The following is a 14,463-nucleotide window of genomic DNA, read 5'->3' on the forward strand; positions in this document are numbered from 1 at the left end:
CGGCTCTCGTCTTTTTCTTTATGAAAGAAATTTATTATTTTAGCAAACTTAATAACACTACGTTAAATTAGTGGTTATTAATACATTAAATCAGGCTATTGTATAATTAGTCTTTTTTGAATTGGAGGACCGTGTATGGTCATAATAAGTATTATCGGAATTGCCTGTATTTCAGTGGCTCTCTATATGTATAAAGAAGCGCATGAAAATAATATCCGGTCACATGAAGTGAAAGCAAATGGCGTTAGTGAAAAAATCCACCTATATTTTATATCGGATACACATGCGCGCAAAATTAATGAGGCGATGATTGATTCGATTGATCAAAATATACAGGCTGTCCTCATAGGAGGAGATTTTGTCGATCGTCGGACTTCTGAAGAAACAGTGCTCCATAATATACGTATGCTAAAAAAACTTGGCCCTACCTATTTTATATGGGGGAATAATGATATCGAATTCGGTGAACAAAAGCTGCGTAAACTACTGGAAGACCATCAAATTCAAATTATAGAGAATGGGTCAATCAGACTCGAAAACAAAAATAATTTGTCTGTGAGCGCGGTTTCATATCGTCCCGGGGAACAGAACATTCAGCGTGCAATCGAGCAATGTGAAGAAAAGAGCACAGTTTTCATTGCGCATAATCCGGAGTTGTTCGGCAAAGTACATAAGCAGTTTCAGCCACTGCTCAGTATTGGAGCACATTTACATGGCGGGCAAATCCGCCTTGGAAAATTTGGACTGCAGCCACACGGATATTTTAAAAAAATCAAAAACCGCTATGAACTTGTCAGTAACGGGTATGGTACGACTCTTGTCCCATTGCGCCTCTGCGCTAAGCCAGAAAGTCATATTATTACAATTAAATTTGAGTAAGATGACTTGAAATGAGGAAATAGGATTTATAGGAATTGGAATAAGGAGATGTTAGTATGCAAAAGGTAGAAGCAATCATTGTTGGTGGAGGTCCTTGTGGATTAGCTGCAGCGATTGAACTACAAAATATCGGATTGTCGCCAATCATTATCGAAAAAGGTAATATTGTCAATGCGATTTATAATTATCCGACACATCAGACTTTTTTTAGTACGAGTGAAAAGCTGGCAATCGGTGATGTGCCATTTATTATTGAGCAACGAAAACCGAAACGCAATCAGGCGCTTGTCTATTATCGAGAAGTGGTGAAGGCAAAAAAACTTCTAGTAAATCGATTTGAAACTGTAATAAGTGTTAAAAAGACGGACGGTTTATTTCATGTGCAGACAGATAAAGTCAGCTATGAAACACCGTATGTCGTCATTGCAACAGGTTATTACGATCATCCGAACTATTTGAATGTACCGGGGGAAAGCTTGCCGAAAGTCCAACATTATTTTAAAGAAGGACACCCGTTTTTCGATTTGAATGTGCTTGTAATCGGCGGAAAAAACTCTGCAATCGATGCAGCATTGGAGCTCAATAAGGCAGGCGCACATGTGACAGTCATCTATCGGGGCAATGATTATTCCCCAAGCATAAAGCCTTGGGTATTGCCGGAATTCTTAGGTCTTGTCCGAGAAGGCGAAATTACAATGCACTTTAATACAGAAGTAAAAGAAATCCAAGAAAACGAAGTCATTGTCGAAATTGAGGGACAACAACAAACAATCGCCAATGATGTCGTATTTGCAATGACCGGTTATCACCCTGATCATCGCTTCATCCGTGAAATGGGCGTTGAGATTGATGAACAAACAGGAAGACCGACATTTGATCCTGAAACAATGGAAACAAATGTAGAAAATTTATTTATTGCCGGTGTCATTGCAGCAGGAAATAATGCTAATGAAATCTTTATAGAAAACGGCCGCTTTCATGGGAACATGATCGCTCAAAAAATTGCTCGTCAAACTACATAAGGGGTGAATGTTGTGAAGAAAAAAGTAGTGCTAATTACGACAGGTGGAACGATTGCGAGTACACGCAATAAGAAAAATAAACTGGAGTCCGGCAAGCTTGATGGTCAAGCCATTTTATCAATGTGTCAGCTTGAAAATGAGATGGATATTGAATTGATCGATTTATATCAGATTCCATCGATGCATATGACATTCGAAAATTTAAATTTACTGAATCAAACGGTCAAAAATGTATTTAAAGATCAAACGGTGAGCGGAATTGTCATTACACATGGTACGGACAGTTTAGAGGAGACGGCCTACTTTTTAGAGCTGACAATTCATGACGAACGTCCTGTTATTGTAACAGGTTCACAAAAATCACCTGGCGATATTGGAACAGACGTTTATTCCAATCTGCGTAACTCCTTATTGGTTGCTTCAAATGAAGAGGCAAAAAATATAGGGGTGTGCGTTGTTTTTAATGAAAAAATCATTCATTCCAAATACGTAAAAAAAATGCACTCTTCAAGCATTAACGGCTTTGGTTCAATCGGCTATGGGATGCTGGGCTTTATCGATAATGATGAGGTTATCATTTATCAGAAGCCAACCCATAAAGAAGTATACGAAACAAAAGAAAACTATCCCGCTGTTGAAATTGTATTTGCCTATTTAGGAGCAAGCTCTATTATTTTGGATGCCCTCTACGAAGCGAATGTTGAAGGTGTGGTGCTAGTCGGTGCCGGCCGAGGACAAGTTGCCCCGAAAATGATGGGTGCGATTGAAAAGCTCTGTCAAAAAGGAACGAAAGTTGTATTAACGACTTCGACTGAAGAGGGACGTGTTTTCCCGACATATGATTATTACAGTAGCGCGAATTACTTGAAAGATACCGGTGTCATTATGGGCGGGGACTTTGATCCGAAGAAAGCGCGCCTGAAGCTCCTGTTGATGATTGCAAACGGTAATACCGATTTTGATACATTTATGCATTAATCATAAAAACTCGGCAGGAAATTAGCCGAGTTTTTATATTTTCTAGACAAATATTGGGTATGCTACACTGTTGTGAAAAAAATAGTGCTATACTAATTAAGAGTCGAGAATCGAAAGGAGCCGGCATGATGTTTATACTTTTATCAGCAGCGATTGCGCCGGGTTTAGCCCTTTTAAGCTACTTTTATTTACGCAATGAGATGGATACCGAGCCACGGCGTACACTAATGCATTCTTTCATATATGGTGGGGTTATTACATTCCCTGTTTTATTTATACAGTTCGTAATTAAAGAAGAACAGACATTTTCGAATCCTTTTTTTATCAATGCCGTATTTACCAGTTCGATAGAAGAATTCGTAAAATGGCTCATTATTTTAGCAGTAATTTTACGTCATATTGAGTTTGACGATCCGTATGACGGTATTTTGTATGGAGCAGCTGTTTCATTAGGCTTTGCTACTGTGGAAAACGTCCTCTATTTATTATCATTCGGAATTGATCAAGCTTTTATGCGTGCGTTATTGCCGGTATCGAGTCATGCACTGTTCGGTGTAGTAATGGGTTACTATTACGGAAGAGGGAAGTTTTCAAGTGACGAAATACAGAAGAAATACATCGCGCTTGCCCTCTTTGCCCCTGTAGGACTTCATATTATGTATAATTCAATTTTATTGTTAGAAGAATACTTTATGTATGCGATGCTGCCGTTTATGCTGTTTTTATGGACGTTTGCATTGCGCAAAGTAAAGCAGGCACACGAACATCTAATTGAGCACTTATCCCGCAGCAATCATTTATAAAAGGTTTGTTACAAATATTTTTGTAGCAAACCTTTTTCTATGTAAAAAACGGTTTAGCAAACTCAAAATAAGTGAAGAAAATATTTTCTATACACATAAAAAAGCAATTTTACAATGTATAAACTTTTCGATTTTCTCCATCCTACTGAAAAAGGAGTGGAAATGGCAGTGAAAAAAATCGTCTTGTTCGTATTCATTATATCAAGTAGTTTTGTAAGTCATACATTTGCATTTTCAGGTCAGGATGTGCAGCGAGGTGCATTTGGTGACGATGTAATTGAGCTACAGGCACGATTACAATATTTAAGTTTCTATAATGGGAAAATTGACGGGAAATTCGGTTACGGAACGTATTGGGCACTTCGTAATTTCCAGGAGCAATACGGACTTCCTGTAGACGGGATTGCCGGAAGAGCGACGAAGGAAAAGCTCGAAAATAATTCGGATTTCGATAAAGCATGGGTTCATAAACAAATCAATGCAGGGAACAGCTTCACGTACTATGGCGGAATAGCGTTAGAAAATCAGGTGAAAAAAGGCGGGAATGGCGGTAAAAGTGCAAATGATACAACCTCCATGCAGCTCCCTCCAGGCTACACAGATCAGGACTTGCAAATTTTAGCGAATGCAGTATATGGGGAAGCACGAGGCGAGCCGTATGAAGGCCAAGTTGCTGTTGCAGCCGTAATTTTAAACCGTCTGGAATCCCCGGAATTTCCGGATACGATTTCTGAAATTATTTTCCAACCGTTAGCTTTCACAGCTGTTGCGGACGGCCAGATTTGGCTTACACCAAATGAACGTGCCAAACAGGCTGTATTAGATGCGATTAACGGCTGGGACCCATCCGAGAATGCTTTGTATTATTTTAATCCTGTTACAGCGACAAGTGATTGGATTTGGTCTAGACCTCAAATCAAACAAATTGGTGAGCATATTTTCTGCTTATAGGCGGGGGTAAAACATGAAAAAATTTGCATATTTATTAGGTTTATTTGTCGTCATACTAGCCTTTGTTTCCTTTGATCTTTTTACGCAAAATAAGGATTTGGAGCGAGCTGTTTATGCTACCCAATCAAGGGACCTTTCGGCAGCCACTGAAAAATTATCGGTTTTGCACACAACGGTAGAACAATCTTTACTTTTTCAGGACGAAAAAGCTTTAAATAATGAATTGGATTCCATTTGGCGGATGAGCAGTGATTTAAGAAAAACTGTCGCGAATTTACCGATCCAGGCTGAAGTACAAAATGAATGGATGCGTTATTTAGGAAAAATCGGCGATAACGCAAAACAAGCGGCCGCTACAGGAGACTACGAAAACTGGCGCAATAAAATGGGAACGGTAGCTTCCAATTTACATGCATTCGCAGAGGAATGGAATATTGCGACTGTTGCATTTTATGAAAACGATGGCAATTTAAAAAAATGGTCAACGAATCATACGACCAATCTTAAAGATTCGCCATTTATGAACGTATCGAAACAATTAAAAACATATAACGAAACCGATTTTCCATTAACGGCGAGTGAATCGGACTATGAGAAAAAGCGGGAATTACAGCATTTAAAAGATAAAAAAATTACGAAGAACGAAGCCATACAAAAATTTAAAAACTTTTTCCCGAATATCGATGATTCGATTGTAACGGTTACGAAAAGCAGTGATGATGCACCATATCCGTTCTATCATATACAATTTATCCATGGTTCAAAAATCGGTTATGCCGACATAACAGAAAATGGCGGTCATCTTCTTTCGTTCCTGCTAGAACGGCCGGTTAAAAAGGATGCGCGTTCACATGAAGAGATTTTGAACACTGCAAAAAGCTTTATGAATAAAGTGGGATATACTGATGTGAAGCTATCAGAATCACGAGAAAATCACGAAGCATGGCATCTCGTGTTTACGAGAGTGTATGGAGATGATGAAGCTTTAATTTACCCGGATAGTATTCAAGTGAAAATTGCGAAGGATAATGCGGAGATTTTAGGTGTCAACGCAATGGAATATATTCAGGAAGAAAAAATTAAAGAGCAAAGCGAAGTGCCGATCGATTGGGATGAATTTTTTGCTGATCATGTAGGTGTTGAACAAGTACAAAAAATTTATACGGGCAATGGAAATCTGGAACTTCGTAAATGTTATGAAGTTATTGCAAGGCTCGACAATAAGACTCAGGATACGTATCGTGTTGTAATTGATGCGGAAACACATGAAGTAATTAAAAACGAAAAAGTGTTTTAGTGCCATGTATCAGGTGTAAGGTCCAGCAAAATTAATTGTAAAAATATAGCTATATTTACATTCCCATGAGATAATAAAGCATTAATAATTTCTTATGGGGAGAGGCAAATGGAACTAAAAATTGGAACACAACTAACGCTGGAGCCAACCTTTACGGAAAGAGTCGAAAAATTTAAATGTCGTGTTGTAGATCGACAAGACAATATGATTTTTATCGATTATCCAATTAATACGGCAACTAAAAAAATCGCATTTTTAATAGATGGCGCACAATTCCGTGCAACATTCAGTACGGAAAAAAAAGAAAGTTTCAGCTTTAATACTGAAGTTTTAGGACGTAAAGGCGGCAATGTTCAGATGATACTGCTTGCGTGTCCAGCTGATGAAGAATTTATTAAAATCCAGCGACGCGAATATGTTCGTGTGGAAACACCTGTAGATATTGCCATAGAACATGACGGACAGAAATTTCAGTTTGCAGCTGAAGATATTAGCGGTGGGGGAACATTGATTCATATCAAGTCACACGTCAATTTTACTGACGGCAATACAGTTAAGGCTTTCGTCGTCCTGCCTTTTTTAAATGGTGAAATTCGCTATGTCGAAACAGATGCGAGAGTCGTGAACATATTCGAACGTAATGAAATGACGATGGCATCTTTGAATTTCACGGATACGGATGATTATGATAAGCAGCAAATTGTCCGATTCTGCTTCGAACGACAAGTAATGATCCGCAAAAAAGAAATGAATGAACTATAAGAGAGAGGTCTAAAAAGTATCTTACTTTTTAGACCTTTTTAAATAACTGAAACGAATGTGATGGAAGACTATCCGGATTGTATGGAGGGGCAGTATTTTTCGAAAAAATATAGCGTAAAGAAGGTAAAAATTTTTTCGGTTATGATACAATAGCAACGGAAAGTAGGGAGTTAATTATGATGAAAAAAATTCAAATTGCAATTGATGGTCCTGCAGGTGCGGGGAAAAGTACCATTGCAAAAATTGTAGCCGAAGCACTCCGATTTACATATATCGACACAGGTGCAATGTATCGGGCAGTGACGTATAAAGCGATGAAAGAAAACATACAATTACATGACTCAGAAGCGATTGAAAAAATGCTGCAGCAAACGGCGATTACATTAAAACCGTCGGAGCAGGGACAACTCGTTTTTGTGGATGGACAAGATGTGTCACAGGCTATACGTTCAAATGAAGTTACGGCAAATGTTTCAGAAGTTGCTGCACATGCGAATATTCGTGAAATTCTCGTAGCGATGCAGCAAAAACTGGCTGCAGACGGCGGGGTTGTCATGGATGGACGTGATATTGCAACACATGTACTAAAAGATGCAGAGCTTAAAATTTACATGTCTGCAACAGTTGAAGAACGTGCACATAGACGCTTCCTGGATAATGAACGCCGCGGTATTCCTTCAACAATCGAATCATTACAGAAGGAAATTGCACTGCGGGACAAGCTTGATAGTGAACGTGAAGCTTCACCGCTCATCCAAGCAGAAGATGCTTTATTTTTAGATACAACGCATTTATCAATTGATGAAGCAGCGCAGGAAATTTTGAAATTAGCGCAGCAAAAAATGTAGTAAACGCTATTAACAAATGAAGCTAACGTAGGAAATTTCTGAAAATAAAGGGTTATTTTTTGTCTTTGTTGAACTTATCGAATAAAATAAAAGTGGAATACGCGAAGGAGGGCTACATATGTCTGAGGAAATGAATTTAGGGTCAAACCAAAAATTTCAAGAAGGAGATATTGTGAAAGGTGTTGCTGAACAGGTTGAAGAGAAGTCAGTAACGGTTTCGATCGAGGGGGCACCTTTCGACGGGATTATACCTATTAGCGAACTTTCAAGCTTACACATTGAAAAAGCTTCTGATATAGTTTCAGTTGGCGATCAGCTAGAGCTTATGATTACGAAAGTTGAAGAAGAGAATTTTGTATTATCAAAACGCAAAGTAGATGCACTGCACGCGTGGGATGAATTAAAAGCAAAATTCGAATCTGGTGAAGTATTCGAAGCAGAAGTGAAAGATGTTGTGAAAGGCGGACTTGTCGTCGATTTAGGCGTGCGCGGTTTCGTTCCGGCTTCACTCGTTGAAGATTATTTTGTTGAAGATTTTGAGGATTACAAAGGCAAAACATTACGTTTAAAAATTACAGAGTTAGATAAAGAAAAAGGCCGACTTATTTTATCTCATCGTGCAGTATTAGATGAAGAAAAAGCGTCGAAAAAGCAACAAGTGATTCAAAACATCCATCAGGGTGATATGCTGGAAGGTACAGTTCAGCGCTTGGCGAAATTTGGTGCGTTCATTGATTTGGGCGGCATCGATGGATTAGTCCACATTTCACAAGTAGCGCATGAACATGTTGAAGATATTTCAACGGTATTACAGGAAGGACAATCTGTTACTGTAAAAGTGCTTTCAGTCGATATTCCGAATGAGCGTGTTTCATTGTCAATCAAAGATACGCTGCCTGGTCCGTGGACAGACATTGAAGAAAAGGCTTCTAAAGGCGCAATCTTAACGGGTACTGTAAAACGTCTTGTTACATTCGGCGCGTTTGTAGAAGTATTCCCAGGTGTAGAAGGCCTTGTCCACATTTCTCAAATTTCCCACAAGCATATTACGACACCGCATGAAGTCTTAAAAGACGGCCAAGAGGTAGAAGTAAAAGTACTTGAGGTAAATGAAGCGGAAAAACGCCTTGCACTAAGCATTAAAGCATTGCAGGAAGATTCATCCAGCGACGAGGACTTCGATTACGAGCTGCCTGAAGAAAATAAAGGTTTCTCATTCAGCGATGTTATCGGTGATCAGCTAAAAGGATTCAAAAAATAATAATACGAAAACCGCCCATGTAAGAATTGCTTACATGGGCGGTTTTTTGCTTTTGTGACGTTGGTGTCTTTCGAGCGCGTGATTTTATTTGAACAATTTTGTAGTTTATTAGAAATAAGATAGTGAGAATTTAGAAGAACTGCAAGCAATATTTGAACAAATGGCATTCATTTTAGCACTTTTGGGAAATATATTAGAAAACTGCCTACTTATTAGAACAAATAAAATTATATTAGATAATCTCCAACTATTTTAGAAAATCACAGCGTGCGAAAAATTTGACGATAAATCGAAATCGATTTTGAATGTTGTGAAAAAATGATATAATAGTCAAATTCGTGTATAATACGGAAAGACAAGAGTTTGGAAGGATGAAGTACAGATGACAAAACCAGTAATCGCCATCGTAGGACGTCCGAACGTAGGTAAATCGACAATTTTTAACCGAATTGTTGGAGAACGTGTATCGATCGTGGAAGATATCCCAGGTGTAACACGTGACCGTATTTATAGTTCGGCTGATTGGCTAGCACATGAATTTAATATTATCGACACTGGTGGTATTGAAATTGGGGACGAGCCGTTTTTAGAACAGATTCGCCAACAAGCGGAAATTGCAATTGATGAGGCGGACGTTATTATTTTCATGACTAATGGACGTGAAGGTGTTACAGCGGCAGATGAGCAAGTAGCAAAAATTTTATATAAAACAAAAAAACCGGTTGTCTTGGCAATTAATAAAATCGATAACCCGGATATGCGTCATATGATTTATGATTTCTATTCATTAGGTTTCGGTGAGCCTTGGCCGATTTCAGGTTCACACGGTTTAGGTTTGGGGGATTTATTGGATGAGTGTGCCAAACATTTTCCGCAGCCGGATGAAGAACAATATGATGATGATACGATTAAATTCTCTTTAATCGGACGTCCGAATGTTGGTAAATCTTCACTAGTGAATGCCTTTTTAGGTCAGGACCGAGTTATTGTAAGTGAAATTCAAGGGACGACTCGTGATGCAATTGACTCTCCGTACTCTTATGATGGACAAGATTATGTCATCATTGATACTGCGGGTATGCGTAAAAAAGGGAAAGTATATGAATCAACAGAAAAGTATTCGGTACTCCGTGCACTGCGCGCAATTGAACGCTCAGACGTTGTTTTAGTCGTTCTGAATGCTGATGAAGGCATCCAGGAGCAGGATAAAAAAATCGCTGGCTATGCACATGAAGCCGGTAAAGCAGTCATTATTGTTGTAAACAAATGGGATGCGATTGAAAAAGACGAGAAAACGATGAATATCTTTACAGAGCAAATTCGTGAGCATTTCCTGTTTTTAGATTACGCACCAATCATTTTCGTATCAGCAAAAACGAAACAGCGTGTCCACAATATTTTACCGATTATCAAGCGTGTTAGTGAAAACCACGCAATGCGTATTCAATCATCAATTTTAAATGAAGTAATTGAAGATTCGATCGCACGTAATCCGGCACCAACAGATAAAGGGCGTCGTTTACGTATTTACTACGCTACACAAGTGGCGATTAAACCGCCGACATTTGTTGTATTCGTAAATGAACCGGAAATGATGCACTTCTCATACGAGCGCTTTTTAGAAAACCGTATTCGAGAGACTTTCGACTTTGAAGGAACTCCAATACGCCTAATTACACGTGCTCGTGACTAAATCAATAAAAAGAGCGCTAGTTTATGCAAATGAACTAGCGTTTTTGTTCATAATAGGGTTTGACTTGAAGGATAAATTTTCAACAGACTTTAAGTGAAATTGGGGGTTTTTTAATGGAAAATGTAGTAGTTTTAGGAGCAGGTTCCTGGGGAACGGCACTGGCCATTGTTTTAGCGGAAAATGGTCATAATACGCTAATTTGGTCGCATCGCGGAGATCAGGCAGCTGAAATTAATGAACAGCATACAAATAAAAAATATTTGCCGAATACGATTTTGCCAAGTAACTTAAAGGCGACTTCAAATTTAGAAGAGGCTGCAAAACACGGTTCTACTATTGTTATGGCAGTACCGACAAAAGGAATTCGGGAAGTTTGCGGCAAGATTTCGGACTATTTAACTGAGAGAGCATTATTTGTCCATGTTTCTAAAGGGATTGAACCGGATACATTAATGCGTATTTCAGAGCTGATGAAGGAAAGTCTTGCTGATGATGCAGTAAGTGATATCGTAGTTTTATCAGGTCCTTCACACGCGGAAGAAGTCGTTTTAAAACATCCGACAACCGTAACGGCTGCTTGCGAAAACTTAGAGGCTGCGGAAAAAGTGCAGGATTTATTTATGAATCAGTATTTACGTGTCTACACGAATGATGATGTAATTGGCGTTGAAATTGGCGGTGCACTTAAAAACGTCATCGCGCTGGCTGCAGGGATGACGGATGGTCTGGATTTCGGTGATAACGCAAAGGCTGCCTTGATAACACGCGGTCTAGCTGAAATTACGCGGCTCGGTGTAAAAATGGGTGGGAATCCATTTACGTTTGCCGGACTGACAGGTATGGGTGATTTAATCGTTACATGTACGAGTGTCCATTCCCGAAACTGGCGCGCCGGCAATATGCTCGGCAAAGGAATGAAGCTTGAACAAGTATTGGATGAGATGGGAATGGTTGTCGAAGGTGTACGTACGACAAAGGCTACATACCAGCTCTCGAAAAAATACGATGTTTCGATGCCGATAACATCAGCGTTGTATGATGTGCTGTTTAATAATATGGAACCGAGAGCATTAGTCGAATCATTAATGCTGCGTACGAAAAAAAGCGAAATTGATGAGATGAGCTGAACTAGTATGTTTTGCTGGATTTCCAATTAATTTAATAATTTGTCACAAATAAGGAGGGATACTTGTATGCCTCCTGTTTTTTTTTACCTGAAAAGGCTATAATTATTAGCGGTATCAACAATAAATAGAAAGGCGGTTTTAATAGTGCAACTTACTTTGCAGCTCATAAATCCACTATCAAATTTACTCTTAAATTCTGCACGTGGCCCATTAGCGAGCATGCATGCGTTAGATGTTATGTGGATTTCTTTTTATTCGATTGGTTTACTGTTAGTATCAATTCTCATTATTACAGCAGTCCGTAAGTGGGTACATAATATGTTTTTGTCATTTATATTGAAATTATTAGCTTATGTCATGTTTTTTATCGGCACATTGTTAATGGTTCTTGTCGTACTTACATGGCCGAACTAATATAGGGGGAAATACATAACATGAAATCATCAAAATGGTTTGTTCTTTTATCGTTGGTCATTCTAGCGCTGACCGGCTGCGGATCACCAACAAATTTTGACCAGTCCAGTTTAAGGCCGGATGTCGATATGCTTGCCGGTGTACAGCGTGCGGTCAATGAATATCGTGAAGATACAGGGGTCCTTCCGATTAAAACACGTGACCAGGATACAGATATCTTCATTAAATACTTAATCGATTTTGAAAAGCTTGTCCCGAAATATATCGGCTCACCGCCGGCAAATTCCTATGAGAAGGGCGGAATTTTCCAATACATTATTTGGGATCCGGAAGAAAATCCAACTGTAAAGCTCGTCGATTTACGAACACCGGAACGTATTCGCGAAATTAATATCCGCTTTAAAGGAACAACATATCCGCAATTTAAAGATAAAATAGTTGAGCACGTTTACACGATAAATTTTGAGAATATTGGCTATAAGGAAGATTTAACTGTACAAAGTCCTTATTCGAACAATCAGTTGCCGATTGTCGTATCTGCTGAAGGGGATTTGTATGTCGATTATTCAATCGATTTATTTACGTATATGAAAGACAATAATATTACAGCGGAACCGGGTGATGACATTCGAGAAATTTTGGTGGAGAACTTCCCGGTTGTTCCTGCTTACTCATTGCCGTATACGGTAGATGAGAACAATGAGCCTGTCATTATGTATGATCCAACCAAAAAAGAAAATTAAATTAAAAAAGGTGTGCAGAAAGATAAATCTTTCTGCACACCTTTTTCATATTTAAAAATGTCAGTACATATAGTGTTTTGATAATGAATACTTCTAAATGGAGAAGATTACGGTATATAAAGGAGGCAATACAATTAGCGAGCATATTTTTCAGCAATTGGCAGAACGTACGAATGGTGATCTTTATATCGGCGTTGTAGGACCTGTTAGAGTAGGTAAATCCACGTTTGTTAAGAAGGTAATGGAAGGCGTGATTTTACCTAATATCGAAAATGCCGAGGACCGTATGCGGGCGATGGATGAACTTCCACAAAGCTCACCTGGACCTACAATTATGACGGCTGAGCCAAAGTTTGTCCCAGCACAGGGAACTACGGTTGCCTTTGGGGAAAGTGCAATACCGTTTCGGGTTAGATTAGTAGATTGTGTAGGCTATGTAATTGATGGTGCAAAAGGCTATGAGGATGAGTCAGGACCGAAGTTTGTGCAAACACCTTGGCATAATGAAGCGATAGCGTTTCAGGAGGCTGCTAAAATCGGTACCGACAAAGTTATTCGCGACCATGCCAATATCGGAATCGTTGTAACAACAGACGGAACAGTAAATGGCATGTCGCGAGCAGCGGTAGAAAAAGCGGAGCAGCAAATTATTGACCAGCTTACAGAGATTGGAAAGCCTTTCGTCATTGTGCTCAATAGTACGACACCGCATTCAGCTGAAACACTGCATTTACAAAATGCCCTGGCACAAAAATATGATGTTCCTGTTATTCCAACGGCCATTCAACATATGCAGCTGAATGATGTGATGCTTATTTTGCAAGAAGCGTTATTTGAATTTAATGTGAATGAAATTCAAGTGGAAAAACCGGATTGGTTGGATGTTTTAGATGATACTCACCATTTAAATGAAACATTGGCATTTGCGACGGCGCAATTGCAAGATGATGCAATGAAAATCCGTGATGTGGAAGCAGCAAGTCAACTGCTTCGCGAAATAGATTTTGTAGAAAGTTGCACCGTTGAAAATATTGATGCTGGACAGGGGATTGCGACATTACGTGTCAACATTCACAACGATTACTATAAGGAAACATGTACCGAGTTTCTTGAAAAACCAGTCGATACCAAAAAAGAGTGGCTCTTATTTATTAAGGAGGCTTCAGAGGCAAAAGCGGCGCAGCGAAGATTCCGTGATGCGATTGAACAAGCGAAGGAACACGGCTATGGTGTCACACTGCCTGCGATGGATGAATTTGATCCGAGCGAGCCGGAGCTGATCGAGCAAAACAATTTCTATGGTGTGCGTATGAAGGCGAAAGCCCCTTCTTATCATATTATCCGAATTGATATGGAAGCTGAATTCTCGCCATTGATCGGATCTGAATTCCACAGTCAGCACTTGCTGAAAGACTTGCAGCATGCGTATGAATTTGACCGTCAAGCATTATGGCAAACGCAATTGTTTGGGACACCGCTTCATGAAGTGCTGACGGAAAGTATCCGTTTCAAAATGAAAAGTGTTCCGTCACACGCGAAAAACAGAATGCGCCTCATGCTGGAAAGATTAATAAACGAAGGCGAAAGAGGTTTAATCACGTTCATTATCTAATATACTAATTGAATAGGAAGTACCTACGATTACAGGGCCGTTCACTTTTATAGGTGAATTGTCCTGTAATTTT

14 protein-coding genes are annotated in these 14,463 nt (G+C 39.2%); all 14 read left to right on the plus strand.

Features of this window, described 5'->3' with window-relative positions:
- The first annotated feature begins 135 nt into the window (after positions 1 to 135).
- The 14 genes from AC0VXV_RS06700 (at position 136) to spoIVA (ending at position 14,390) form a co-directional block, all read left to right on the plus strand.
- The gene (locus tag AC0VXV_RS06700; RefSeq protein ID WP_475530851.1) at positions 136 to 879 is read left to right on the plus strand and encodes a metallophosphoesterase; all 744 of its coding nucleotides are present in this window, start codon (positions 136 to 138) and stop codon (positions 877 to 879) included.
- 56 nt (positions 880 to 935) lie between these two features.
- Complete coding sequence (locus AC0VXV_RS06705) at positions 936 to 1,901, plus strand: YpdA family putative bacillithiol disulfide reductase (RefSeq protein WP_475530852.1); 966 nt, start codon at positions 936 to 938, stop codon at positions 1,899 to 1,901.
- A 12-nt stretch (positions 1,902 to 1,913) separates the two neighbouring features.
- Positions 1,914 to 2,879, plus strand: a complete 966-nt coding sequence (locus tag AC0VXV_RS06710; RefSeq protein ID WP_475530853.1) for an asparaginase — start codon at positions 1,914 to 1,916, stop codon at positions 2,877 to 2,879.
- Between the two features lie 128 nt (positions 2,880 to 3,007).
- Entirely contained in the window at positions 3,008 to 3,682 is a 675-nt protein-coding gene (prsW, locus tag AC0VXV_RS06715; RefSeq protein WP_475531409.1) for a glutamic-type intramembrane protease PrsW, read from the plus strand.
- Between the two features lie 162 nt (positions 3,683 to 3,844).
- Complete coding sequence (sleB, locus tag AC0VXV_RS06720) at positions 3,845 to 4,633, plus strand: spore cortex-lytic enzyme (protein ID WP_475530854.1); 789 nt, start codon at positions 3,845 to 3,847, stop codon at positions 4,631 to 4,633.
- 13 nt (positions 4,634 to 4,646) lie between these two features.
- A complete protein-coding gene (locus AC0VXV_RS06725) occupies positions 4,647 to 5,930 on the plus strand; it encodes a PepSY1/2 domain-containing protein (RefSeq protein WP_475530855.1) in 1,284 nt (427 codons plus the stop codon).
- Positions 5,931 to 6,038: 108 nt separating this feature from the next.
- The gene (locus AC0VXV_RS06730; protein WP_475530856.1) at positions 6,039 to 6,692 is read left to right on the plus strand and encodes a flagellar brake protein; all 654 of its coding nucleotides are present in this window, start codon (positions 6,039 to 6,041) and stop codon (positions 6,690 to 6,692) included.
- A 176-nt stretch (positions 6,693 to 6,868) separates the two neighbouring features.
- Positions 6,869 to 7,540, plus strand: coding sequence for a (d)CMP kinase (gene cmk, locus AC0VXV_RS06735; RefSeq protein ID WP_475530857.1), 672 nt, complete (start codon positions 6,869 to 6,871; stop codon positions 7,538 to 7,540).
- Positions 7,541 to 7,658: 118 nt separating this feature from the next.
- Complete coding sequence (rpsA, locus tag AC0VXV_RS06740; RefSeq protein WP_475530858.1) at positions 7,659 to 8,801, plus strand: 30S ribosomal protein S1; 1,143 nt, start codon at positions 7,659 to 7,661, stop codon at positions 8,799 to 8,801.
- A 382-nt stretch (positions 8,802 to 9,183) separates the two neighbouring features.
- Positions 9,184 to 10,494 (plus strand): ribosome biogenesis GTPase Der, encoded by a 1,311-nt coding sequence (gene der, locus AC0VXV_RS06745; protein WP_475530859.1) that lies wholly within the window; start codon positions 9,184 to 9,186, stop codon positions 10,492 to 10,494.
- A gap of 113 nt (positions 10,495 to 10,607) precedes the next feature.
- Complete coding sequence (locus AC0VXV_RS06750; RefSeq protein ID WP_475530860.1) at positions 10,608 to 11,621, plus strand: NAD(P)H-dependent glycerol-3-phosphate dehydrogenase; 1,014 nt, start codon at positions 10,608 to 10,610, stop codon at positions 11,619 to 11,621.
- Between the two features lie 144 nt (positions 11,622 to 11,765).
- A complete protein-coding gene (locus AC0VXV_RS06755) occupies positions 11,766 to 12,035 on the plus strand; it encodes a DUF2768 domain-containing protein (protein ID WP_475530861.1) in 270 nt (89 codons plus the stop codon).
- Between the two features lie 20 nt (positions 12,036 to 12,055).
- Positions 12,056 to 12,778, plus strand: coding sequence for a hypothetical protein (locus AC0VXV_RS06760; RefSeq protein ID WP_475530862.1), 723 nt, complete (start codon positions 12,056 to 12,058; stop codon positions 12,776 to 12,778).
- 97 nt (positions 12,779 to 12,875) lie between these two features.
- Positions 12,876 to 14,390: a stage IV sporulation protein A gene (gene spoIVA / locus AC0VXV_RS06765; RefSeq protein WP_475530863.1), complete on the plus strand. Its 1,515-nt coding sequence runs from the start codon at positions 12,876 to 12,878 to the stop codon at positions 14,388 to 14,390.
- The last annotated feature ends 73 nt before the right edge of the window (positions 14,391 to 14,463 follow it).

It is taken from the genome of Solibacillus sp. iso_87 (assembly GCF_056173085.1).